Consider the following 23,347-nt stretch of genomic DNA (forward strand, 5'->3'; position numbering starts at 1 on the left):
TGGTAAGGTTGATTAGCGGACTTGCGCTATGGACGCCAGCCGATCGTTCCCTTGAGACGGCTATGCACGTCTTCCGAAATGGGTACGACCAGGACCCGGTTTGGATCCACCGGCCCCGGGAATTGCAGCGCGTTATACGCAACTTTCTCGAAGCCGAGCGGGCTGTAATAGGGCGGATCCCCCACCAGGATCACCGCTTCCGATCCCTTCCGCTTCGCCGCCTCGATCGCAATCCGCACCAGCTCGCGCCCGATCCCGCGGTTTTTATGCGACGGCCGCACGGCGAGAGGTCCCAGCAGATGGCCCTTTACATCCCCGGCAAGAACCGGGGTCATCCGGACCGAGGCGATCGTCTCGCCATCATCGGTGCAGACGAAGGACAAGGAGCGGTCGTGCGGCCCCTGCTCCCGGATCCGGGCGGCGGCACGGGTGTGACGGCCCGGCCCGAAAGCTTCCGCATTGATGAGTTCGATGACGTCGTCATGGGACGCGTCTTCGGTGAGATAGACAAGTTCGTGCTTGTGCAGGAATTCGAGCTGAGACATGAAAGGACCGAAGCCGTGGAAAAAGAGCGGACAGGACAAGTGATCTCGATGACGCCGTGTGAGCGTCTTTCCCTAAGATCAGCGTCGTCGCAGTGCTCGTGCCTCAGTCATGGAAACAAATATCCCCAAATTGCGGAAAGCCAACTAGCAGGAAAATTCCTTTCCGTCCAATCGAAAAACGCAGTGTTTGCAAAAACGCGGCTCGCCAAAAGTCACCGCTGCCGTATCTATTGACCGAAATAACCTCAAGGAGAATGCCATGGGCATGCTTGTCGATGGAAAATGGCAGGACGTCTGGTACGACACGAAGGAAAGCAAGGGCCATTTCAAGCGGGCTGCTTCGCAATTCCGGCACTGGATAACTGCCGATGGCGCCGCCGGCCCGTCTGGCATAGGCGGTTTCAAGGCGGAGGCCGGGCGCTACCATCTCTATGTCTCCTACGCTTGTCCCTGGGCGCATCGCACGCTGATTTTCCGCAAACTGAAGAAGCTCGAGGAGCTGATTTCTGTTTCGGTAGTCGATTATCTGATGCTGGAGAACGGCTGGGAGTTTAAAAGGCGCGATGGTGCGACCGGCGACGACCTCTTCGGTTACGACTATCTCTATCAGGTCTATCTGAAGGCCGATCCGCACTATACCGGACGCGTCACCGTACCGGTTCTCTGGGACAGGAAGCAGAACACGATCGTCTCCAACGAAAGCGCGGAAATCATCCGCATGTTCAACAGCGCCTTCGACGGACTGACGGGCTCCGCTGCGAATCTTTATCCGGAAGATCTCCGCGCTGAAATCGATGAGCTGAACACGCTCGTCTATGACACCGTCAACAACGGCGTCTACAAGGCAGGCTTCGCGACCGAGCAGGAGGCCTATGCGCAGGCCGTTGCCCGGCTTTTCGATACTCTGACCATGCTGGAACAGCGCCTCGGCCCCAGCCGCTATCTCTTCGGCGACCGGCTGACGGAGGCCGATTGGCGGCTCTTCACCACACTCTTCCGCTTCGATCCGGTCTATGTCGGCCACTTCAAATGCAATATTCGCCGCATCGCCGACTATCCGAACCTCTCAGGCTACCTGCGCGACCTCTACCAGCATCCGGGTATCGCCGAGACCTGCAATCTCCTGCACATCAAGAACCACTATTACGGCAGCCACCGGACGATCAATCCGACCGGCATAGTGCCCGTGGGCCCGGTGATCGATCTGGATGGACCGCACGGAAGGGAGAAATTGAAGACCGCAGCATGATCGGCATCGCATCGGCGACGGCTGCGACACACCGCCGCCGATATATCCAAAAGAATATTTCGATCGACTTTGGCGTCCAAACGGACTATGAATAAGGAGACGAAGGGTCACGGGTCGGGCGCCAGTAATCGCTTCTCCCCCGACGGAAGGGAGGCAGCCATGTGCAATGCAGTTTCGGTGTTTCCCAGAAACCAATACTGGGTCGTACGGATTGTCGAACAGGGCGCCGAAGCCGAACGCGAGTTTCTTTACGAAGTACACGCTCGCGCCTGGGCTGAGGGCCAATACATCAGGCTGAACAGGTCATTTTCCCCTGGCGCTGGCATTGTAAAGCGGGCGCCTATGGAAGCTGGCGGATGTTTCGAGAGCCTGGAAAATGGACACACCAGCTTTGGCGGAATGATTCCCGGCTGATCGATCGGTCGGCAAGCTTCACCAGAAATCCGACTTCTCAACCTCGCCGCACAGTTCCTTGAGCCGTCGCCGGGTCGCAGTCGTCGTGTCCTCGGGCAAGGCATCCAACGCGAAAAATCCGCTCTCCGCAATCTCCCTGTTGGGAGCCCTCGGTGCCATCTGATCGACGGTCACCTGGTAGAAGAGGACGTGATCCCGCTTGCTGGCATTGCGATTATAGTAGACGTGAAAAAGGGCCGGTTCTCCGAGGATTTCCAGATTGCCCTCTTCCCTCAGCTCCTTCGCGAGTGCGGCGCGGGCAGTCTCGTGCCGTTCCATGCCTCCGCCCGGCATGTACCAGCCGGGAACATAGGTATGGCGAACCAGGAAGATGCGCCCTTCCGCATCGAAGCAGGCTGCGCGCACGCCAAGCGTCATGCCCCGTCTCACGATGAAGAACTGGTGCAACAGCCAGACCATCATCCTTGTTCGAAAACCTCGGACCTCCGGAATGCCGTCATTGCTCATTCATAACTCCGGGAGCCGTCAGAAAATCGATAACGATTTGCGGGCTTATGCGTTATGTCTGCGGCATGTTCAAATTCGCGCATATTTCCGACATCCATTTAGGCCCGCTTCCGAAACTGACGCTTCGCGAACTCTTTTCGAAGCGTATCACCGGCTTTGTCAATTGGCACCGGAATCGCCGCAAGCATCTTTTCGTCAACACGCTTGACCTGCTTTTGAGCGATTTGAAGACGCGCGAGCCGGATCATCTGGTCGTGACCGGTGATCTCGTCAATCTTGCGACCGGCATCGAGATCCGACTGGCTGCCGAATGGCTGCAGACCATCGGGGATCCTCTGGAAACGACGGTCGTGCCGGGCAATCACGATGCCTATGTCCCCGGCGCCCATGATAAGTCGGTGGCGGCATGGTATCCCTTCATCGCCAGCGATGACGACCCGGAAATCTGGCCGGAGCACGACCACATCTTCCCCACCTATCGGCGGCGCGGACCGATCGCGGTCATCGGCTGCTCGACATCCAATGCGACCCCGCCTTTCTCGGCTTCCGGCTATTACAGTCCCAGGCAGGCGCGCGAAACCGTAAACCTGCTGAAGAAGGCCGGCGAAGAGGGTCTGTTCCGCATCGTGCTGATCCATCACCCCCCGATTCATGGCGCGGCATCCTCGCACAAGAGAATGATCGGCATCCGCCGTTTTGCCGCCGCGATCTCGACCGGCGGCGCCGAGCTGGTGCTGCACGGGCACACCCATCTCAACACGCTTTATTGGCTGAGAAGTCACCACGGTCAGGTTCCCGTCCTCGGCATAGCCTCTGCGTCGCAGGGGCCGGGCGGGCACAAACCGCGGGCCGCCTACAACCTGTTCACCCTTTCCGGGGAACCCGGCGCCTGGAACCTCCTCTGCGAGCGCTACAGTCTCACCGAGAATGGAGACGGCGTGGGTCTCGATAACAGCCGGCTCCTCTATGGCGAGATGCCGCCGACCATTTCGATCCCGGAAGCCGCGAGAATGTTGTAGAATCAATGTCGCGATTGTTGCGGAATCGCCACATTCCCGTCATAGCTAGTATCAGACACAGTCATCACCGACATTATCAACCATAGCAAAGCCGCTCTCTGCCTATGAGCCAACCGAGCCCATCGACCGACATCCGGCGCGATCTCGTCGCCCTCCTGCCACGCCTGCGTCGTTTTGCGATGACGCTCACGGGCGATGCGTCGGATGCCGACCAGCTGGTTCGTGGCGCTGCCATGCGGGCGATTCAAAAAAGCCACCACTGGAAGGGAGAGGGACGGCTCGAGAACTGGCTATTCAGCATCATGCGGACGATCTGGTCGGACGAAGCGAGGAAGCGCCGAAAGGCTGAACCCGCCGGAACCGATGCCGGCTCGGCGCCCGAAAGGAAGAAGACGGCGAGTGCCGTACTCTCGATGCCGGAAGGGCTTGCCTCCGCTTTCCTGCTTACCGATGTGGAAGGCTTCACCTGTCAGGAAGCCGCCACCATCCTGGGTATTCCGGCAGATCAGCTTGCGGCCCGCCTCTGTGCCGCCCGCCTTGGTCTTTCATCGCTCAACGCCGTGACAACCGAGCGGAGGGCGTGACGGTGAACGCGTCGCAGCCGTCACCGCTCGAATTGCGGCTCTCCGCCTATGTCGACGCACAGACGGGCGACGGCGACTGGCACGATGTCGAAGAACTGCTGGTGAACGATCCTCAGGTCCGCGCATTGCACGACGCGCTGCGGCACGGCTCGGAAATCGGCCGACGGGCGTTCGACGATATGCTGAAGGAACCCGTTCCGCTCGATCTGGTCCGCTCCATCAAGAACGCACCGTTGCCGCGCCGTGCCGTCCGGCTGCCGCAGGCTCCGCGCTCCGGCTTTTCGCTCAAACCATCTGGCGTGCGGACCTTCATTGCCTGCCTCTCCCTGTTCGTGCTTGGCGGCGCAATCGGCTATATGCTTGGCAGCCGCCCGGCAGCGCCCCAGGGACGTGTCGCCATTGCGGCGCCGGCGCAGGCCGCGCGCGATTGGCTGGACGATATCATCGCCCAGTATCGGCTTTATGCCCGCCAGACCAATCATCTGACGGAAATCCCCGCCGAAAGAGCCGCCGACATCCTCGAATGGCTGACGACCAATACCGGAATAAGCTTCCGCATTCCGGATCTTCAAGGCAGCGGCCTCGTCTTTCAGGGAGCGCGCATGTTTTCCGCCGGCGGCACGCCGGCCGGGCAGCTTTTTTACCGGCGCATTGATGGCGATGCGGACGGCGATGTGATCGCCATCACCTTCACCAAGACGCGGCCCGCAGGCAACCGCTCGCTCGAGGAAATCCGCAACGAAACGGGAATCGTCACCTGGGTGACCCCGCTTGCCACTTACATGGTCGTAGGCCCCTCCTCCGCCGCGGATCTGGACGATATCGCCGCAAAGGCTGCGGGACTGATCTAGACCGCTTGAGAAATACCGAGCCGAATGACGCGGACGACCGCCTCCGGACATTCGTCGATCAGCATATGACCGGCCTCCGGCAAGCGGTGAACAGCGACATTCGAGGGTAAGCCGTCGGCCTGCGTAACGGGAAGAATATTGTCTCCCTCGCCCCATAGAACACGCACTGGCATTGCCAGCCGTCCCAGATCTTCGACCGATAGCGTCCCTTGCTCACGGCCTCCGGCATCGACCAGGATGGTACCGAGAATCCGCTTCAAAGCCTCGCGCGCACCGGAAAGGCGCCGCCGCTCCAGCGTGCTTTCCACCTCGGCGTCGCTTACGGGATGTTGTCGGCCGCTCATCATCAGAAGCGCGGCCCGCATCTCCTCCCTATTCCCGGCAGAGGCATAGCATCTCAACGCTTCTCCATTGATCCCCCGGCCGAAGCCGCCCGGTGCGAAAAGCGTCAGGCTCGCGACCTGTTCCGGAGTTCGCAATGCGATGAGCGCCGCCACCGCGCCGCCCATGGAATGGCCGGCAAGGTGGAACTTCTCAACATCGCGCTGGTGAAGATCGGCAACTATGGCTTTCGCCATCCATCCCGCGCCGCCGGCCGGCTCCACGGACAGCGACCTGCCATGTCCCGGCAAATCATAGGCGATGACCGGCAGTTCCGCCGCCAGTGCCTTGGCGACGGCGGTCCAGGCGGCGGCTGTTCCGCCGAACCCATGCAGAAGCACGATGGGAGCTGCCCGATGCAGCTCACCATAAAGTTCGGCGTGGAGGCTCATGTCAGGCCTTTGCCGCCCGCTCTTCCAGCACCCTGTTCGCCGCTGATACGATCGCTTCGAGCGAGGCCGCGACGATGTTCTTGTTGATGCCGGCGCCGAACAGTTTTCCGCCCGGATGCTCCATTTCCACATAGGCGATCGCAGAAGCGTTGGAGCCGTGCTGCAGCGAATGTTCGGAGTAATCCGCGACCGACAGCTCGATCCCGAGATAGGTCGACAGCGCATGGATGAAGCCGTCGATCGGCCCGGTGCCCTTGCCCTCGATGCGCTTGGTCTCCCCGCCGTCGGTAATCTCGGCAGCCACGACGCGCACGCCCTTGTGGTCGCTGCCGGCCGGATAGGTGTGGTGGTCGACGAACTTCAGTCGGGCGTCCGGCTGTTCCACATAGCGCTCGATAAAGCGCGCGTAGATGCGTTTCGAGGGAAGTTCCACACCCTCTTCGTCGGTAATGCGCTGGATATCCTCCCGGAATTCGACCTGGAGATTGCGCGGCAGATTGAGGCCGTAGTCTTCCTGCAGGATATAGGCGATGCCGCCCTTGCCGGACTGCGAGTTGATGCGGATGATCGCCTCGTAGGAGCGTCCGACATCCCGCGGGTCGATCGGCAGATAAGGCACCTCCCAGACGGGGTGGTTCGCCACCTTGATCGCCTTCATGCCCTTGTTGATCGCATCCTGATGCGAGCCGGAGAACGCGGTATAGACCAGTTCACCGACGTAAGGGTGCCGTTCGGGGATCTTCATCTCGTTGGAATATTCGTAGACAGCCTTGATCCGCTCGATGTCGGAGCAGTCCAGCTCCGGGTCCACGCCCTGCGTGTACATGTTGAGCGCCAGCGTCACGATATCCACATTGCCGGTGCGCTCGCCATTGCCGAACAGCGTGCCTTCCACCCGGTCGGCGCCGGCCATCAGGGCGAGCTCCGTCGCGGCGATGCCGGTGCCCCGGTCGTTATGGGGATGCAGCGAAACGATGACGTTCTCGCGGTTGTCGATATTGCGGCACATCCACTCGATCTGGTCGGCGTAGATATTCGGCGTCGCCATCTCGACGGTGGACGGCAGGTTCAGGATCAGCTTGTTGTCCGCGGTCGGCTTGATGATGTCGATGATGGCATTCGAAATTTCGAGCGCGACCTCCAGTTCGGTGCCGGTGAAGCTTTCCGGCGAATATTCAAAGCGATAACCGCCGCCTGCCTTTTCCGCCATCTCCGTGATCATCTTCGCCGCATCGACGGCGATCTGCTTGATGCCGGCGACATCCTTGCCGAATACCACGCGCCGCTGCAGTTCAGAGGTCGAGTTGTAGAAATGGATGATCGGCTTGTGTGCGCCCTCCAAAGCCTCGAAGGTGCGGGTGATCAGCTCCGGGCGGCACTGAACAAGCACCTGCAGCGAAACGTCTTCAGGCACGCCCCCCTCTTCCACGCACCAGCGTGCAAAATCGAAATCCGTCTGGGATGCGGATGGAAATCCGATTTCGATCTCCTTGAAGCCCATGTCCAGCAACAGCTTGAACATGCGCGCCTTGCGGTCGTGACCCATCGGGTTGACCAGCGACTGGTTGCCGTCGCGCAGGTCGACGGAACACCAGATCGGCGCCTTGGAAATCGTCTTGGAAGGCCAGGTCCGATCGGGAATGTTGATCGCCGGATAAGGCCGGTATTTCACGGCTGCTTCCGGCATGCCCTGTTTTACGGTGTGGGTCTTGGCGTCCATGGTTTGAACTCTCTTCTCGCTTCACGCGTTGCTGTGGCGCCCGTTCCGGGAAAAGCCGTCAGCGATGCGGACCCTTAGGGTCTATTGTGGCCGATGTCTTGAATGTTCGTGAGAGGAGCTCTTGCGCCGGCAGGCTTTCGGCCGCCGGGCGCTCCTCAACGGACCCGGCAACCGCGCGTAAGGTCGAGGCTAAGAAGCGAGAAAAGCGCAAAAACCGTCGCCCCGGCCGCGGTGCGGCGGGTCGGCAAACGGTGGGACATGATTGCGCCTGTCATGGTCATGCCCGGATGTATAACCGCAGCCGAAAAGCGAGGCAAGTCCCTGCTCATCTTTTCGAGGCATGCAGGAAATGCCGCAAACCCAACATCACGCCGCCTGCAACCAGGCCCCAGAAAGCCCCGGATATACCGGCAAACGATGTGCCGGAAGCGGTGACGAGAAAGGTGATTGCCGCAGCCTCGCGCGTGTCGGGCTCCTTATAGGCGGCGAAAGCGGCGCTCGAAAAAGCCGCGACCAGCCCCAACCCCGCCACGGCCTGCAGCAGGATCGGCGGCGCCAGCGATACGAAAGCTATGATTCCTCCGGCAACCAAACCCAGGCCGATATAGCCGAAACCGCCCACGATCGCTGCCCAATAGCGCTTGTTCGGATCGGGATGGGCATCCTCGCTGGCGCACATGGCCGCCGTGATCGCGGCCATGTTGACCGGCACGCCGCCGACCAATCCACCGAGGATCGAAAATATGCCAGTCCCGGCAAAGAGCACGCCCGGCGGCGGCTCGTAATGGTGCACCTTGAGGATCGCGATGCCCGGAATATTCTGGGACGCCATGGTGACGATAAAGAGCGGTATCCCCACGGAGACGATGCCATGCCAGGTAAAGACGGGATTGATGAAGGTCAGATCCGGATGGATGGCGGCGCCGATCTGGGTAAAGACGTCCGGCGGCAATTCGACCCCGAAGATCAATACCAGTACCAGCGCGCCAAGCGCGGCCGGCACGGCCCAGAGCCGCCAGCGGGAAACCACCACCATCCAGGTCAGGACGATCGGCAGGCCGAGCGCCGGATTGAATGCGACGGCTTTTACCGGCGCCAGGCACAAGCTCAGCAGAATGCCGGCAAGCATCGCATTGGCGAGCGGCGCCGGGATCATCCGGATCGCACGGCCGAGCGGACGGAACAGGCCCGAAAGGATGATCAGCGCGCCACACACCACAAACGCTCCGACGACGGCGGGAAAGCCGCCCTCGATCGCGCTGATGCCGGACAGGAGCGCGGCGCCAGGAGTCGACCAGGCGATACTGATCGGCATACGGAACCAGGAGGAGAAGACGACCGCCAGCACGCCCATCGCCACCGATTGCGCAAGCAGCGCCGAGGCGATCTCCGGTGCGCTGGCGCCCATGGCCTGCAGCCCCTGCATGATGACGGCGAACGAACTGATGAAGCCGACAAATGCAGTCAGCAGGCCCATCATCAGGGCGGAGATGGAAAAATCCTTGAGCATGCGGGCGGGACTCGTGAGCTCGAAAGCCGGCATGGAGCATCACTGCCACCGCCGAAGCAAGGTCTGTTGGCGACAAAAAGGTACGGCGATGAACAAACCTCGGGAAGGCCGTTCACGCACCCGGAGCGCCCTGCGGCCGCGATCCAGGCCGTCCAGTCGTTTGTGCGAATATTCGCATGCGTTGATACTTTCGAAGGAACTTGGCTGTAGCCTTGTCGAGGTATGTCCTCCTACCGCGCTCCATTGGAGAAACGGGCCAACGAGAGAAGCTTAGAGACCATCCATGACGGCATTGCCAGGTCGCCTTGCAGAGATTGACGTCGGAACTCACTCTCTCTTTTCGCGCGAACAGCTCTACTTCATCCTGTCGGCCATGCCGGACCCTTGTTTCATTCTGACGCGCAGCGGTCGTTACGCTGCATTGTTCGGCGGCAAGGACACACGTTACTACCATGACGGCAGCGGGCTCGTCGGCAAGAACGTCCACGATGTCCTGAGCTTCGAAAAAGCCAATCGCTTTATCCGCGAGATCGACAAGGCGCTGTCTTCGCGCTCCCTGCACATCGTCGAATACAGCCTTTCCGCCCGCGATGTCTTGGGAATGGACTCCGCTGGACCGGACCATCCGATCTGGTTCGAAGGACGCGTCCAGGCTCTGGACTTCCAGGTGGACGACGAGGACGCGGTCGTATGGGTGGCAAGCAACATCACCGAAAAGAACGCGATCGAGAACCAGCTGCGTCATCAAAGCGAAACCGATGCGCTGACCGGGCTTTTCAATCGCAGAAAACTGCTGGACGTCCTTCAGCTGAAATTCGAACTCTTCCGCGATGAGCACATCCCCACCTCGATACTGATGTTCGACATCGACAATTTCAAAACGGTCAACGATCAGCTGGGCCATGCGGTGGGCGATATGGTTCTGCAGGTGACTGCCAATGTCTGTCGCCAGGAATTGCGAAAGACGGATTTCGTGGCGCGTCTCGGCGGGGATGAATTCGTGATCGTGATGCCTGCTACCCGCAAGCAGCATGGCATTATCATCGCCAATAAGCTGCGGCAGCAGGTTGCGTCGGATCTTCAACGTGCAGTCGGACACAACGTGACGATCAGCGGCGGCTTGAGCGATTTTTCCGCGCTTGATGCATCTTCCGACGAGGCTCTCAAGCGGGCTGACGACGGCCTTTATCGATCCAAGCGCACCGGCAGGAACCGGATCAACTCCACCTGACGTCGGACGCCGGTGCTCGACCCGATCCCCATGGCAATCAAGAGTTTATGAGCAACAGTCTTTACCCTCTTCGGAAATCCGCATGATCCCTCTGTCGCTCGCCTCGAAATCGAAATGGCTAAGGCCGCCTTTCTACGGGCTTGGCTATTTCCTTCCCGCCCTGGTGGCTGCCGCAGCCGTGGTGATCGGGGTGGTTCGGGCAGATATCGAGAAGCATGAACAATTTCGCGTAGCGCAACAGGTCAAGGCGGCAGAGCAGCTCGCGCGGGTCGCATCGAGCCTGGAAACCAATGTCCGCGGCAACGTCAACCTGATCTATGGATTGATCGCAGCCGTCGCTGCAAACCCGAACATGACCCAGCCGCAGTTTTCGGCCTTGTCCGAGCGCATCTTTGGGGTTCCCTCCCAGCTTCGAAACATCGCGGCGGCGCCCGATCTCGTCGTCAAATTCGTCTATCCGGAACACGCGAACAAAAAAGCGATCGGCCTCGATTACCGAACCAATGAGCAGCAGAGGGGATCGGTGATGAGGGCCGTCGAAAGACGGGCCCTGGTCATCACCGGCCCGGTGAACCTCGTTCAGGGCGGACAGGGACTGATCGCCCGATACCCCGTCTTTTCGCTTTCTAATGGCCGCTTCTGGGGCGTCATTTCGGCGGTTATCGACCTCCAGAGGCTTTATACCGACAGCAACGTCAACACGCCTCGCCAGAGCCTCGACATAGCGATCGCAAAGCGTCCCGTGCCGGGCAACGAAGATGTTTTCCTTGGCAATCGCGAAGTATTTTCGCAAGAACCGGTCAAGGCGCGGTTCGAGCTCGGACACGATACCTGGTATCTTGCCGCTGTGCCGAAAGAAGGATGGCACGGTTCGCCGCCGGATATCGTCAGTTTTCGCATCACGGCCTTTCTGGTCGCGCTTTGCATCGCCGGGCCGCTGATCTGGGCGGGCCTGCTGATGAAACAGCGCCATCGCAACACGCTCACTCTGCAACAGCGCGAGGAGCAGCTCGAAACCCTGTCGCAGCGGCTGGAATTGGCCCTCGAAGCATCCGGCGTCGGTGTTTGGGAATACGAGCCATCGTCCAAAGCGCTCATTTGGGATCGGCGCATGCGCGAGCTTTATGACGTGCCGCAGGACAAAGAGACTTGCGAACATCGGGACTGGCGGGAGGCGATCCATCCCGATGATGTCCAGGCCGTAAACGAACAGCTCGCCAAGTCGATCCACGAGGATACAAGCCACGGCCTGGAATTCCGCGTGGTGTCGCGTGACGGAAAGATCCGTCATATCCGCGCTCACGGTGCCACATATGTTGCAGCAAGTGGGATCAAGCGGGTCGTTGGCGCCAACTGGGACGTCACCACGGACGTGACAATGAACGCCGAACTGCGGGAAGCAAAGGCTCGGGCGGAGCGGCAGAACGCGGAATTGCGGTCAGCCAGACGGACGCTTGAGCACCAATCTCTGCACGACGCGCTGACCGGCCTGCCCAACCGCCGGTTCCTCGACCAGTTCATGGCTGCTGAAGAGACCGCCAGCCAGGACGATCACAAGCTCGCCTTCATTCATATCGATCTCGACCGCTTCAAGGAGGTCAACGATACCTTCGGCCATGCGGCAGGCGATGCCGTTCTCAAGGAGGCCACGGCCCGCCTCCTCGATCTTATCGGGCACGACGAATTCGCCTCCCGCATCGGCGGTGACGAATTCGTCGTCGTTACCGGCGGAGCCGAGCCGCTCGCAAGGGCCCGCCATCTTGCGCAATCGATCGTGACGGCGCTCTCAAGGCCGATGCATATCGGCGAGCACCAGTGCCGGATCGGCTGCAGCGCGGGTATCGCGTGCCAGACGAGGGCTGGCGAAGAGCTTGGCCAGTTGTTGATCAACGCCGATATCGCGCTCTATGAGGCCAAGAAGCTCGGCCGCAACCGGGTCGAGCTGTTCTCCGAAAAGCTGCGCGCCGCCGCCGTGCTGACAAAGCGGCTGTCCGACGAGTTCCTGAGCGCGCTGGAGCAGGACCAGATCATTCCCTACTTCCAGCCCCAGTTCGACGCACATTCGCTGGCAATCGTCGGCGTCGAGGCGCTCGCCCGCTGGCAGCATCCGACCCGGGGCCTGCTGACGCCTGATAAATTCCTCCACATCGCCGAAAATCTGCACAAGGCGGCCGACATGGACGCGACCATTCTCGATCGGGCGCTCTTCCAGACGACCTGGTGGCGAACCCTCGGGATCGACGTTCCGCATCTGTCGGTCAATATCTCCGCCCAGAGACTGAAGGACGAGCGGCTCTTCAAGCGGGTGACGGAACTGTCATTCACCCCCGGAACGCTCTCCTTCGAGCTTCTGGAATCGATTTCGTTCGAGGATCAGGACAAGGAACTGAAGGCCGCCATCCTCAATTTGAAAGCTCTCGGAATAGACATCGAAATCGACGATTTCGGAACCGGCCATGCTTCTATCGTCAGCCTGCTCGAACTCGGCCCGAAGAGGCTGAAGATCGACCGCAAGCTCATCGCCCCGCTGGAATCCGGCTCCCAGCGGCAGCTCGTCGCATCGATTATCGAGATCGGCCGCTCTCAAGGCATCGAGATCGTCGCAGAAGGGGTCGAGACCCCGGCTCATATCGAAATACTGCGCAGCCTCGGTTGTCAGATCCTCCAGGGATACGCATTCGCAAAACCGATGTCGTCGGCGGACTTTATCGCCTTCGCGCAAAACTGGCAGAGCGACCGGCCCGCATCGTTCCCTCCCGCCCTGGTTCGGTCGGCTTAAACCCGGTGCCGGCCGCGGGATGTACTGGATGCGGATAAAACCGTCGTCCTCGCCTGCCGATACCTATTGACCTGGCCCCTGGGTCCGCTCCGATAAAAGCTGCGGCCAACAACCGGCGAGGTGATTCTTGATGACGTCCGCACACTATCTGAGCCCCTCCGAAGCCTCCGAACGGCTTGGGATATCCCAGAAGGCGCTCCGTCTTTATGAACAGCGTGGGCTTGTCACGCCCGTCCGCACCGCCGCCGGATGGCGCACCTATGGCCCTGTCCAGATGACCCGCATCGCCGAGATCGCAGCCCTGAGGGCGCTGGGCCTCAGTCTTGCGCAGATAGCCCGGGTCCTGAAGGGCGAACCGCAGGATCTTGAGCCTGTGCTTGCCGCGCATCATGCGAGGCTTAAGCTCGAGGCGCGCCGCGTCACGGAGACAATCGAGCGGGTCCGGACCCTGCGCGCGGAGCTGGCGGATGGTCGTCCGCCGGGAACCGAGAGCCTGATACGGCTGGCGCAGCCGGCCGGTGATCCCGTCGTGAGCTTCGACCTTCCCTGGCCTTGGGGTGGTGAACGGTTCGAACTGCGCGACATCAGGCGTCTCTACTTCATCGGACCGCTCGGCAGCGGCAAGACGCGGCTCGCCAGGGAGATTGCGAAACGCCTGCCCGGCGCGCTTTTTCTCGATCTAGACCGGGCCGGTGACGATGCTTCGGAACTAAACCGCCAGCTTTCCGCCGATGAGGAATTGAGAGCTCGCGTCGATCTGGTGCTCGCCTGGCTCGCCGAGGATGGGGCTACGCCCTCCCCCGACCTCACCGTTCTTCTCGCCGCATTGGAAGCAGAGGGCCCACGCGTCCTGGTCATAGACATGATCGAACAGGGCCTCGACCGGGCCACGCAGGAAGCGTTGATTGCCTAGCTGCGCTATCGAACACCTGCCCAAAGGCCACTCTTCATGCTGACCCGCTCCTCCGCGATCCTCGACCTCTCGCTCGTTGGACCGGACGAGGCGATTCTGCTCTGCCCAGCCAACCACAGCCCGCCGAGGAGAGTCGCTCCCTATCCGGGCGCTCCAGGTTACGAAGCGGTCGCCACCTGTCTTGCCCCTCCCGAGGTGCGCGCCCGTACCGAAGGCCTCATCGCCTGGCGCCCGGCGGCGATGCACGAAGCCCCTCAATGAACAGATCGAGCGCCCGGCGCATCGCATCCTCCGGTGGCCGGGAAACCTTCCATTCCGGGAAATGCCCGTCGATATACATCCGCGCCAATCCGTAGACGAGGGCGCGGGCCGAAAGCATGACGTCCTCGACGTCGAGCGACGCTTTCATCCGCCCCTCGTCCTTGGCCCGCCGAATGATGTCCGCAAGCTGTAGCCGCAATGCCTCGTTCACTGCCACCAGAGTTTCCGAGCCGTGGAAGTCGATCAGCGTACGCGAACTGACGATCTGGAAATGTGTCGGGTTCAGCCGGGCCCAATCGATGTAACCCATGCCCATCGCCCGAAGCTGTTCCATGGGATCGTCCTGCGCAAGCACCGACAGCGCCTGCCCGACCGAACCGGCCAGGCGTTGGATCGCCTGCTCGGCCACCGCCGTCAGCAAGGCGGCTTTGCTGCTGAAGTGACGAAAAGGAGCGCCCGGCGAAACGCCGGCTTTTTTCGCGACCTCACGCACCGAGAGATTGTCGACGCCCTTCTCCTCCACGATCGCGATGGCCGCCGCCACCAGCGCTTCGACCAGGTTTCCGTGGTGATAGGTCCCGCGGGGGACCTTGGCGTCTTTGGTGTTCGGCATGTTTCTCTTCAACTGCATCGTGATCACGCAACCTTAGCACGGCATCACTTTTTTGTAATCACTGATTACATCCCTTGCTCACCGGCTCAAGGCATGTAATCACTGCTTACATGTTTAAACCCTGGGAGGCTGCCGACATGGCATTGAATGGCTGGCGACTGGTCGCATCCGTCGCATGTGTATTATTCCTTCTGCTGGCTGTTGCCGCCGGATCGACGACCGCCACCACCGAGGGCGCGCGGATGGTCATCCGGTGGACCGCACGCCTCTCCCTCATCCTCTTCCTCATGGCCTTCACGGCCTCGGCATGGGTGAAGCTGGTGCCGGGGGCATACACCATCTGGCAGCGCCGCAATCGGCGTTACCTCGGACTTTCCTTCGCCCTCTCGCATTTCGTGCATCTCGGGGCGATCCTGCTCTTGGCATCGGTCGATCCGGACCTGTTCTGGAAATTGACCAACCCCGTCACGATCCTGACCGGAAGCCTCGCCTATCTCTTCATCGCCGCCATGGCCGCAAGTTCGTTCGATCGGATCGTTGCGGCGATGGGCGACAGGCTCTGGCACGGCGTGCACGGTTTCGGCGCCTGGTATATCTGGATTTCCTTCGTCTTCACCTTCGGAAAATGGGCCGTCATGGACACCGCCTATCTTCCCGCCATGGTGCTCATCGCCGCGGCACTGTCTGTCAGACTGCTCGCCTATTTCAAGGCGCGCCGGATCGGCGTTGCGGGCTAGCACCGGCACTCGCGGCAAAGCCGGATAAGAAAAAGCCCCGACGGCTTCTGCTGGCGGGGCTTTGCTTTGGGTTCGACCGCTCAGATTTCGCTCTGAGAGGTGACGATTTTGGAAACCAAGCCATAAGCGACGGCCTCTTCGGCACCGAGCCAGTAGTCGCGATCGATATCCTTGGCGATCTTCTCTTCCGGCTGACCGGTAGCCTTGGAGAAGATCTTGATCAGCCGCTCGTTCATCTTGATGATTTCGCGAGCCTGGATTTCGATGTCGGAAGCCATGCCGCGCGTCCCGCCGGACGGTTGGTGCAACAGGAAACGGGTGTTCGGCAGAGCGATGCGGCGCTCCTTGGGAGCGGCGACATAGATCAGGGCACCTGCGGAGGCGACCCAGCCTGTGCCGATCATCCAGACCTTCGGCTTGATGAACTTGATCATGTCGTGGACCGAGTCGCCGGACTCGACGTGACCGCCGGGCGAATTCACGTAGATCCGAATGTCCTCGTCGCTGGCCGCGGAGAGCGCCACGAGCTGGGTGCAGACCTTCTGCGCCAATTCCTGTGTGATCGGCCCGTAGATGAAGATCGAACGCGACTTGAAAAGATTCGCCTCCGTTTCCTTGCCGAGCGGCAGTTCCTTCGTCTTGTCTTCGTTGTCGTCTTCGTCGTTCATTACGGTCTCCTGGATGGATTCTGATACGGGACATAATGCGTTCGCGGCCGTAAAACAATGGAGACGAAGTCTAAGAAGCAACCTTCCACGGACTAAGGTGAATGACGTAGGCTGCATTCCGCCCGATCCGCGATTGACAATGGACAGTGCGCCGCCGCTTGCCTATCCTTCGATCTCATTTCACACGATCACGATTTCGAGGGGACCCGAATGCTGAAACGCCTTTTACTCGCCACCGCTATTCTTGCGGCTTTTTCCGCCCCGGCCTTCGCCCATCTTGACCCGACGGAGCACGGTTCGTTTTTGGCCGGCGTGTCGCACCCGTTTTTTGGTCTCGATCACATCCTCGCCATGGTGGCTGTTGGCCTCTGGGCCGCACAGATCGGCGGCAAGGCTCTTTGGACGGTGCCCGCAGCATTCGTCGGCACCATGGCGCTGGGCTTTGGCGCATCCCTGACCGGGCTTGCCCTGCCCTTCGTCGAGCCGGCGATCCTCGCCTCGGTGATCGGCCTCGGCCTTCTGGTATCGATGGCCGTGAAAGTCCCCGCATCGGTGTCTGCGGCCGTCGTTGCCGTCTTCGCGCTCTTCCACGGTTTTGCCCATGGCGGCGAGCTTGGTTCGGCTGGAGCGCTGCAGTTCGGCTTTGGATTTGCTGTTGCAACCGCAGCGCTTCACGCCGCCGGTATCGGGCTCGGCCACGGCATTTCCCGCTTCGCCCCGGCATTGACGCGCGTCGCCGGCGCCGCGACCGCACTTGTCGGCCTGTCGCTGGCCTTTGGCTAAAGTTACAGAGAATTAAGAAAACGTCGGCTTTAAACGCCCCAAACCGAACCTAACTCCTTGTGAGAACTATTTGCTCGCAAGGAGTAAGATCATGTCCCCGGAAGAACGCCAGATCCTGACCTCCCTGTTCGACCGCGTTCGAACCGCGTCCTCCACCCCGAGGGATCGCGAGGCCGAGATCTTCATCGAACAGGCGAGCCGCGAACAGCCCTATGCCACTTACTATCTGGCCCAGGCGGTGGTGGTTCAGGAAAAGGGTCTGGAAGCGGCGGCCAATCGGATCAGGGAACTTGAAGAACGGGTCCGCCAGCTGGAGGTGGGCGAAAGCGAACACCATCGCGCCGAGCAGGGCGGCGGCTTCCTCAGCTCCATTTTCGGATCGAGCCAGCCGCAGCAACCCGCTCCGGCTTCCTCATCCGGCCCATGGAACGCGGCCCCTCGCCAGACCTACCGCACAAACCGCGAGGGTGACGATGGCTATCGGGCCGCATCATCCCAGTCTGCTTTCCCCGGTCCATGGGCGCAGCAAGCCTCTGCGCCATCGGCCGGCGGCAGCTTTCTGCGGGGAGCTCTCGGCACGGCTGCGGGTGTGGCGGGCGGCATGCTGCTTGCCAATTCACTGTCCGGAATCTTCGGCCATCATATGTCGTCGCTCGGATGGGGCTCGCCCTCGGAAGGCACTAATCCCTTCGGCAATGCTCCGACGGAGGAAACCACCGTCAACAACTACTTCGGCGACGACGCGATCCGCGAGGCTTCGGACAACCGTGGTGCGGCCGGAGCGGCCGACAATTCGAACGATGCGCTTCAGCAGGCTGATTACGGCAACGACGACTTTGCCGATGACCAGCCGGACTTCGACAACAGCGACTTCGGCAACGACGACAGCTCGATGGACGTGTGAGCGAGGCGAATTTCCGGCGCCAAATCCCGGCGCGCTTGTCGCGGCAATCGATCCACTGGATCGATTGCCGGCTTCGCCGGCTCGTTCCTCACCCGCGCCCGCGATAGGTCGGGACGCCCTGTTCCGGCAGCCAGACACCGGCCGGCGCCTCGCCGGTCTGCCAAAAGACGTCGATCGGAATGCCGCCGCGGGGGTACCAATAAGCCCCTATCCGCAGCCATTTCGGCTGCAGGAGGTCGACGATCCGCCTGGCAATATAGATCGAGCAATCCTCGTGGAAAGCGCCATGGTTGCGGAAGGAATGCAGGAACAATTTGAGCGACTTCGACTCGACCAGAAAGCCGTCCGGGATATAGTCGATAACGATATGGGCGAAATCCGGCTGCCCGGTCATCGGGCAGAGCGACGTGAATTCCGGCGCCGTGAACCGCACCACGTAGTCGGTGCCCTGATTGCCGTTCGGCACTTTTTCCAGGACCGCAGCCTCCGGACTTTGAGGGGTGCTGACATTGGCTCCGAGCTGGGAAAGCCCGCTTACATCCGTCATCGTCATTTCACTGTTCCTTCAATTTCTACTTTCTGTCCATGGGGGCGCTCGCCTTCGGGCTCCACATGGATCGCCAATGTGGCGCCCGGAATAATCGCTTTGATCGCATCTTCCAAGCGGTCGCAGATGTGATGAGCCTCACCGACACTCATTCCGGCCGTCACGACCAGGTGGAAATCGATGAAAGCGGCCGCCCCTGCGCGCCGGGATTTCAGGTCGTGCACGCCGAGCGCGCCTTCCGAATGCGTGGTGATCGCCTCGCGCACCGCCGCCTCTTCGTCCGGCTCAAGCGCCCGGTCCATCAGACCGCCGAGCGAATTGGAAATCACCTTGTAGCCCTGCCAGAGGATGTTGACGGCGACGACGATGGCGAGCAGCGGATCCAGGATCGCGTAACCCGTCCAGACGGCGAGGATAAGGCCGATGAAGACGCCGGCCGAGGTCACCACATCCGACATAATGTGATGGCCGTCCGCGGCCAATGCCGGTGAGCGATGCGACTTGCCGGTCCGTATCAGAATCGTCGCCCAGCCGGCATTGATGACGCCGGCTAGTCCGTTGATCGCCAGGCCGAGCACCGGGGCATCCGGCAGTCTCGGTTCAAAAAGCGCTCCCCACGCCTCCTGGATGATCAAAAGCGCTGCAACGACGATCAGTACGCCCTCAACGACGGCCGAGAGATACTCCGCCTTGTAGTGTCCGAACTGATGGTCCTGGTCCGCCGGCCGTTGAGCGTAGCGAATGACGAAATAGGCGATGAAGGCTGCAACGACATTCACGGTCGATTCCAGCCCGTCCGACAGGAGCGCCACCGATCCGGTCACCCACCAGGCGAGCATTTTCAGCCCCATGACACCGAAGGAGATCGGAATGCCCCAGAAGGCAAGCCGCTCTACCACCGGATCAACCTTGACCGCCACCATCGTCGTTTCCTCATGCGCATGCGAATGATTTGCAGGAGCCGAGCCCCAAAACGCCGAAACCGCCGGCGCGACATTATCGCTCGGCGGTTTCGATTGGCGGGGTGTATGACTCAGGTGGAGGGCTTTGTCAAAGGAGACATCGCAGCAGCCGGACGGAATGTACTCTCATGGCAGCGTCACGCGGAGTATCACTCGATGATACCTAATTCATACCCGCACCTCGGTCAGCGCCTGACCCTTATCCGAAAATCACTGCCATCTGGATCGCGTCGATAAACCGCCCATCGATCTTCACCGCATCGCGGGCCACGCCCTCCCGCACGAAACCCACTTTTTCGTAAAGTGCGATGGCGCGCGGATTGTCCGCATGCACGTGCAGTTCGACACGATGGAGGCCGCTCCCCCGCGCAAGATCCAGCGCCGCCGTGATCAGCCGCCTGCCGAGCCCCTTGTCGCGATAGCCGGGGATGATGCCCATGCCGAGCGCTCCGCAATGGGCATGCGTCTCCCGGGCATTGCGGCGAATGTCGCACCAGCCGACCACTTTGCCGTCCACCATGGCGACGACTTGCGGATGACCGCCTTTAATCATGTCCTGCACGAAGGCACGCGTCGCTTCAAGCGGCGGCGCCTCCAGGAAGGTCAGGTACTTGCGCTCGCGGGATACGGTATCGAGAGCCTCGTGAAAGCTCTCGATATGGTCCTCACGGATGCGTTCAATTGCGATGGTTTCCGTCACCTCACGCAGCCTTGGTCTCGCGCTTGCGCGAAAGATGCGCCACCACGTTCTCGATCATCCGCATGCCGGCATCGCCGCCGAGTGTCATGATCGATTCCGGATGGAACTGCACGGCGGCGATCGGCTCCTTCACATGCTCAATGCCCATGATCGTGCCGTCTTCGCTTTCGGCGGTGATCATAAAATTCGGATCGAGCGTCTTCGGATCGGCGAAGATCGAGTGGTAGCGGCCGACCGTCACCTCGCGCGCCAGGCCGGAAAAGACGATGCCGGGCTCCAGCACGCGGATGCGCGACGGCTTGCCGTGCATCGGAAGCGCCAGATGCCTGAGCTCGCCGCCATAGGCTTCGGCAAGCGCCTGCAGGCCAAGGCAGACGCCGAAAATCGGCAGGTTCTTCGCCCGCGCCGTCTTGATCGTAGCCTTGCAGTCGAAATCCTTCGGATTGCCCGGCCCCGGGGAAAGCACCACGAGATCCGGATCGAAGCGGTCGAACACTTCTTCCGGTACGGGGGTGCGCACGGTCGAGACTTCCGCTCCCGTCTGGCGGAAATAGTTGGCGAGCGTGTGGACGAAGCTGTCCTCGTGGTCGACCAGCAGGATTTTCACACCCTGCCCCACCCGCGCCACGTCGCGGCCGACCTTGGCCGTATTGCCGGCGCGCGCATCGCGGATCGCGGCGAGCATGGCCGATGCTTTCAATTCCGTCTCAGCCTCTTCCTCATGGGGATCGCTGTCATTCAAAAGAGTGGCTCCCGCTCTTACTTCTGCAATGCCGTCCTTCACGCGGATCGTCCTCAGCGTCAGGCCGGTATTCATGTCGCCATTAAATCCGACCATGCCGATCGCGCCACCATACCAGGCGCGCGGGCTCTTTTCGTGGTTCTCAATAAACCGCATCGCCCAGAGTTTCGGTGCCCCGGTGACCGTTACCGCCCAGGCGTGGCTGAGGAAGCCGTCGAAGGCGTCCATGTCGGGCCGCAGCCGCCCTTCGATATGGTCGACCGTATGGATCAACCGCGAATACATCTCGATCTGCCGGCGGCCGATCACCTTCACCGACCCCGGTTCGCAAACGCGCGACTTGTCGTTGCGGTCGACATCCGAGCACATGGTGAGCTCGGATTCGTCCTTCTTGGAATTCAGGAGCTTCAGGATCTGCTCGCTGTCGGCGATCGGATCTTCGCCGCGTTTGATCGTGCCCGAGATCGGGCAGGTTTCGATACGCCGGCCGGACACGCGGACGAACATTTCCGGCGAGGCGCCGATCAGATATTCCTGATGGCCGAGATTGATGAAGAAGGAATAAGGCGACGGATTGATCGCCTTCAGACGGTTGGAAATCTCCGACGGCTTCGAATCGCAGCGCTCCATGAATTTCTGACCCGGCACCACCTCGAAAAGGTCACCGCGGCGGAAGCTCTCCTTCGCCTTGGTTACCAGTTCGGCATATTCGCCCGGCTTGTGATCGCCCTTCGGCGGCATTGCCGTCGTTCGCTGGAAGGGTTCAGGCGCAATCTCCCCCGACTTGCCCTCGGTGGTCACACCGTCCTTCGAAAAGTCATAGCGATCGATCCAGGCCTTGGCCGAATAGTGATCGACGATAAGGATCTCGTCGGGGAGGAAGAGCACCATGTCGCGCTGGTCTTCGGGCCGCTGCATGGAAAGCTTGATGGCGTCGAACTGGAAGGCAAGGTCGTAACCGAAGGCGCCGAACAGGCCGATCGCCGCATCCGCTTCCGAGTAGAAGAGATCGACAACAGCACGAAGCACGGTAAACACCGTTGGCATCTTCGAGCGCTCTTCCTCCGTGAAGATACGGTTCGGCTCGTTGACGGTGAGGTCCAGCCGGCGGGCGGTCTGTTGCCCGAGCGTCAGGTCGGAAACCGTCTTCAGTTTCTCCGCGACAAAACCAAGAAGCACCTCGCCACGACCGTTATAGGCCTCGATCCACACCTTGCGGCCATGGGAGGAGATGCCGAGCGGCGGATCGACGATTGCCGTATCCCAACGGGTATAGCGGCCGGGATATTCGTAGTTGGAAGAAAACACCGCGCCGCGCCGCTCGTCGAGCTTGTCGACATAGCTCGAGATCGCATTGGCATATTCCGCCGCACGCCGCTGCCGGCTGACCGCGATCCCCCCCTTGGTCTCGTAGACCTCCGAACCGTCATCCCGAATGATCGTCACCATTTTCCTGCCTCTCCGATCGTATTGCCCGACCCCTCAAGCGGCCAATAAAAAAGCCGCCTCGGTACTCGGGCGGCTTTGCGTCTTGTCGATGGACATGACTGGTCAAGGCCGCGCGAAGCGTGCCCACCACCAGTTGCCGATGTTCATCGAAATCGTCATGGACGGAATTGTTAGCGTGGGTCGCGGTTGTGCGCAAGCGAATTTCTTGCGCCAGCAATGCGACCAAAACCGGAGGATCGGCGTTTATCATCCCCCGGGGATTCAAGAGGGACAAGACATGAAGTATTCGTGGATCGCAGTTCTGGCAGGCCTGCCCCTGATCATAGGCGCCGGATTGCCGCTCGATCGACCAATACCGCGGTCGCAGCCTGCCGATTTGCAGGAAGTGAGCTTCCTCGATCGCCTCTTGCAGGACGGCAGGCCCAAACGTGCATCCTCGAATCAACGCCGGGGGTCTTCGTCGCGCGGACGCAACACGATCCCGAACCCCCCGGCACTGGCCAGCGTCCCCGTGCCGATTCCGAAGCCCGCCCCAGACGCAACAACGCAAGCCGGGAGCCCGCCCGACGGACCTCAACAGGCCGACGGCGCCCCCAGCAAACCGCCCGCTTCGGAAACACCGCCACCCGCGGCGCAGAACCAGACAAGCCAAGGCCCAGACAGCCCGCCGGCCACCACGCCCGTGGCGGAACCGCCTCTCGTCGAGCAGCCCGGCACCGCCACCAAACCTCCATACGAAGCCGAAGTCCCAAAGCCCCTCGCAAAACCTGACGACATCGCGCCTGCGACGCCGGACGAGAAAAACGCGGAAAAACCGGACGAGGCCAAGCCTGATGGCAAGGAAGAGGAGGAGGACAAGGCCGAGACCTGTCTCTTATACACCTCT

At 61.0% G+C, this 23,347-nt stretch carries 22 protein-coding genes and 1 pseudogene; 12 read left to right on the forward strand and 11 right to left on the reverse strand.

The features are described 5' to 3' along the window. Positions 1-26: 26 nt before the first annotated feature. Positions 27-527 carry a GNAT family N-acetyltransferase gene (locus tag C5L12_RS01965; RefSeq protein WP_105370372.1) on the reverse strand — a complete coding sequence of 167 codons (501 nt, stop codon included), beginning with the start codon at positions 525-527 and terminating at the stop codon, positions 27-29. A 277-nt stretch (positions 528-804) separates the two neighbouring features. On the opposite strand from C5L12_RS01965, the gene C5L12_RS01970 reads away from it, so the two are divergent. After that, on the forward strand, positions 805-1,794 hold the full coding sequence (locus C5L12_RS01970) for a glutathione S-transferase family protein (protein WP_105370314.1): 990 nt from the start codon (positions 805-807) through the stop codon (positions 1,792-1,794). Between the two features lie 432 nt (positions 1,795-2,226). Here C5L12_RS01970 and C5L12_RS01980 read toward each other — a convergent pair whose 3' ends face one another. Beyond that, the gene (locus C5L12_RS01980) at positions 2,227-2,715 is read right to left on the reverse strand and encodes an NUDIX domain-containing protein (RefSeq protein WP_105370316.1); all 489 of its coding nucleotides are present in this window, start codon (positions 2,713-2,715) and stop codon (positions 2,227-2,229) included. A 65-nt stretch (positions 2,716-2,780) separates the two neighbouring features. On the opposite strand from C5L12_RS01980, the gene C5L12_RS01985 reads away from it, so the two are divergent. The 3 genes from C5L12_RS01985 (at position 2,781) to C5L12_RS01995 (ending at position 5,169) form a co-directional block, all read left to right on the forward strand. Then, the gene (locus C5L12_RS01985; protein WP_105370373.1) at positions 2,781-3,734 is read left to right on the forward strand and encodes a metallophosphoesterase family protein; all 954 of its coding nucleotides are present in this window, start codon (positions 2,781-2,783) and stop codon (positions 3,732-3,734) included. A 104-nt stretch (positions 3,735-3,838) separates the two neighbouring features. Beyond that, a complete protein-coding gene (locus C5L12_RS01990) occupies positions 3,839-4,318 on the forward strand; it encodes an RNA polymerase sigma factor (protein WP_105370317.1) in 480 nt (159 codons plus the stop codon). Between the two features lie 2 nt (positions 4,319-4,320). After that, complete coding sequence (locus C5L12_RS01995; protein WP_105370318.1) at positions 4,321-5,169, forward strand: Fis family transcriptional regulator; 849 nt, start codon at positions 4,321-4,323, stop codon at positions 5,167-5,169. Here C5L12_RS01995 and C5L12_RS02000 read toward each other — a convergent pair. The 3 genes from C5L12_RS02000 to C5L12_RS02010 all read right to left on the reverse strand — a co-directional run bounded on the left by C5L12_RS02000 (position 5,166) and on the right by C5L12_RS02010 (position 9,172). Continuing rightward, positions 5,166-5,942 (reverse strand): alpha/beta fold hydrolase, encoded by a 777-nt coding sequence (locus C5L12_RS02000; RefSeq protein WP_105370319.1) that lies wholly within the window; start codon positions 5,940-5,942, stop codon positions 5,166-5,168. The genes C5L12_RS01995 and C5L12_RS02000 overlap by 4 nt on opposite strands. Position 5,943: 1 nt before the next feature. Continuing rightward, entirely contained in the window at positions 5,944-7,662 is a 1,719-nt protein-coding gene (leuA, locus tag C5L12_RS02005; RefSeq protein ID WP_105370320.1) for a 2-isopropylmalate synthase, read from the reverse strand. 325 nt (positions 7,663-7,987) lie between these two features. Continuing rightward, a complete protein-coding gene (locus tag C5L12_RS02010) occupies positions 7,988-9,172 on the reverse strand; it encodes a benzoate/H(+) symporter BenE family transporter (RefSeq protein ID WP_105370374.1) in 1,185 nt (394 codons plus the stop codon). 283 nt (positions 9,173-9,455) lie between these two features. Between C5L12_RS02010 and C5L12_RS02015 the strand changes: the two genes are divergently transcribed. The 4 genes from C5L12_RS02015 to C5L12_RS28660 all read left to right on the forward strand — a co-directional run bounded on the left by C5L12_RS02015 (position 9,456) and on the right by C5L12_RS28660 (position 14,356). After that, entirely contained in the window at positions 9,456-10,403 is a 948-nt protein-coding gene (locus C5L12_RS02015; RefSeq protein WP_105370321.1) for a GGDEF domain-containing protein, read from the forward strand. 82 nt (positions 10,404-10,485) lie between these two features. Further along, positions 10,486-13,182, forward strand: a complete 2,697-nt coding sequence (locus C5L12_RS02020; protein ID WP_105370322.1) for a bifunctional diguanylate cyclase/phosphodiesterase — start codon at positions 10,486-10,488, stop codon at positions 13,180-13,182. Positions 13,183-13,312: 130 nt separating this feature from the next. Further along, entirely contained in the window at positions 13,313-14,095 is a 783-nt protein-coding gene (locus tag C5L12_RS02025) for a MerR family transcriptional regulator (RefSeq protein WP_245422723.1), read from the forward strand. A gap of 36 nt (positions 14,096-14,131) precedes the next feature. Next, on the forward strand, positions 14,132-14,356 hold the full coding sequence (locus tag C5L12_RS28660) for a hypothetical protein (protein WP_245422724.1): 225 nt from the start codon (positions 14,132-14,134) through the stop codon (positions 14,354-14,356). Here the strand turns inward: C5L12_RS28660 and C5L12_RS02030 are convergent. After that, positions 14,313-14,969, reverse strand: coding sequence for a TetR/AcrR family transcriptional regulator (locus C5L12_RS02030; RefSeq protein ID WP_105370323.1), 657 nt, complete (start codon positions 14,967-14,969; stop codon positions 14,313-14,315). The two genes, C5L12_RS28660 and C5L12_RS02030, sit on opposite strands and share 44 nt — an antisense overlap. 137 nt (positions 14,970-15,106) lie before the next feature. Here C5L12_RS02030 and C5L12_RS02035 point away from each other — a divergent pair, with 137 nt between their 5' ends. Beyond that, positions 15,107-15,706, forward strand: coding sequence for a hypothetical protein (locus tag C5L12_RS02035; RefSeq protein ID WP_105370324.1), 600 nt, complete (start codon positions 15,107-15,109; stop codon positions 15,704-15,706). 80 nt (positions 15,707-15,786) lie between these two features. Here the strand turns inward: C5L12_RS02035 and C5L12_RS02040 are convergent, their stop codons facing one another. Beyond that, complete coding sequence (locus C5L12_RS02040; protein ID WP_105370325.1) at positions 15,787-16,374, reverse strand: ATP-dependent Clp protease proteolytic subunit; 588 nt, start codon at positions 16,372-16,374, stop codon at positions 15,787-15,789. A 210-nt stretch (positions 16,375-16,584) separates the two neighbouring features. Between C5L12_RS02040 and C5L12_RS02045 the strand changes: the two genes are divergently transcribed. Continuing rightward, complete coding sequence (locus tag C5L12_RS02045) at positions 16,585-17,157, forward strand: HupE/UreJ family protein (RefSeq protein ID WP_105370326.1); 573 nt, start codon at positions 16,585-16,587, stop codon at positions 17,155-17,157. A 91-nt stretch (positions 17,158-17,248) separates the two neighbouring features. Further along, positions 17,249-18,061: a DUF2076 domain-containing protein gene (locus C5L12_RS02050; protein ID WP_105370327.1), complete on the forward strand. Its 813-nt coding sequence runs from the start codon at positions 17,249-17,251 to the stop codon at positions 18,059-18,061. Between the two features lie 88 nt (positions 18,062-18,149). Here the strand turns inward: C5L12_RS02050 and queF are convergent, their stop codons facing one another. From queF to C5L12_RS02070, 4 genes are all read right to left on the reverse strand, one after another. Continuing rightward, complete coding sequence (queF, locus tag C5L12_RS02055) at positions 18,150-18,614, reverse strand: preQ(1) synthase (protein WP_105370328.1); 465 nt, start codon at positions 18,612-18,614, stop codon at positions 18,150-18,152. Then, the gene (locus C5L12_RS02060) at positions 18,611-19,531 is read right to left on the reverse strand and encodes a cation diffusion facilitator family transporter (protein ID WP_105370329.1); all 921 of its coding nucleotides are present in this window, start codon (positions 19,529-19,531) and stop codon (positions 18,611-18,613) included. Before C5L12_RS02060 ends, queF begins: the two co-directional genes overlap by 4 nt. 238 nt (positions 19,532-19,769) lie before the next feature. Then, positions 19,770-20,270 (reverse strand): GNAT family N-acetyltransferase, encoded by a 501-nt coding sequence (locus tag C5L12_RS02065; RefSeq protein WP_425350723.1) that lies wholly within the window; start codon positions 20,268-20,270, stop codon positions 19,770-19,772. A gap of 1 nt (position 20,271) precedes the next feature. Next, positions 20,272-22,461 (reverse strand): anthranilate synthase, encoded by a 2,190-nt coding sequence (locus C5L12_RS02070; RefSeq protein WP_105370331.1) that lies wholly within the window; start codon positions 22,459-22,461, stop codon positions 20,272-20,274. Between C5L12_RS02070 and C5L12_RS02075 the strand changes: the two are divergent. After that, a pseudogene (locus C5L12_RS02075) lies at positions 22,448-23,347 on the forward strand (hypothetical protein); the annotation flags it as partial. The gene C5L12_RS02070 and the pseudogene C5L12_RS02075 overlap by 14 nt on opposite strands.

Origin of the sequence: Neorhizobium huautlense, assembly GCF_002968575.1 — a bacterium.
Lineage (GTDB): Bacteria > Pseudomonadota > Alphaproteobacteria > Rhizobiales > Rhizobiaceae > Neorhizobium > Neorhizobium huautlense.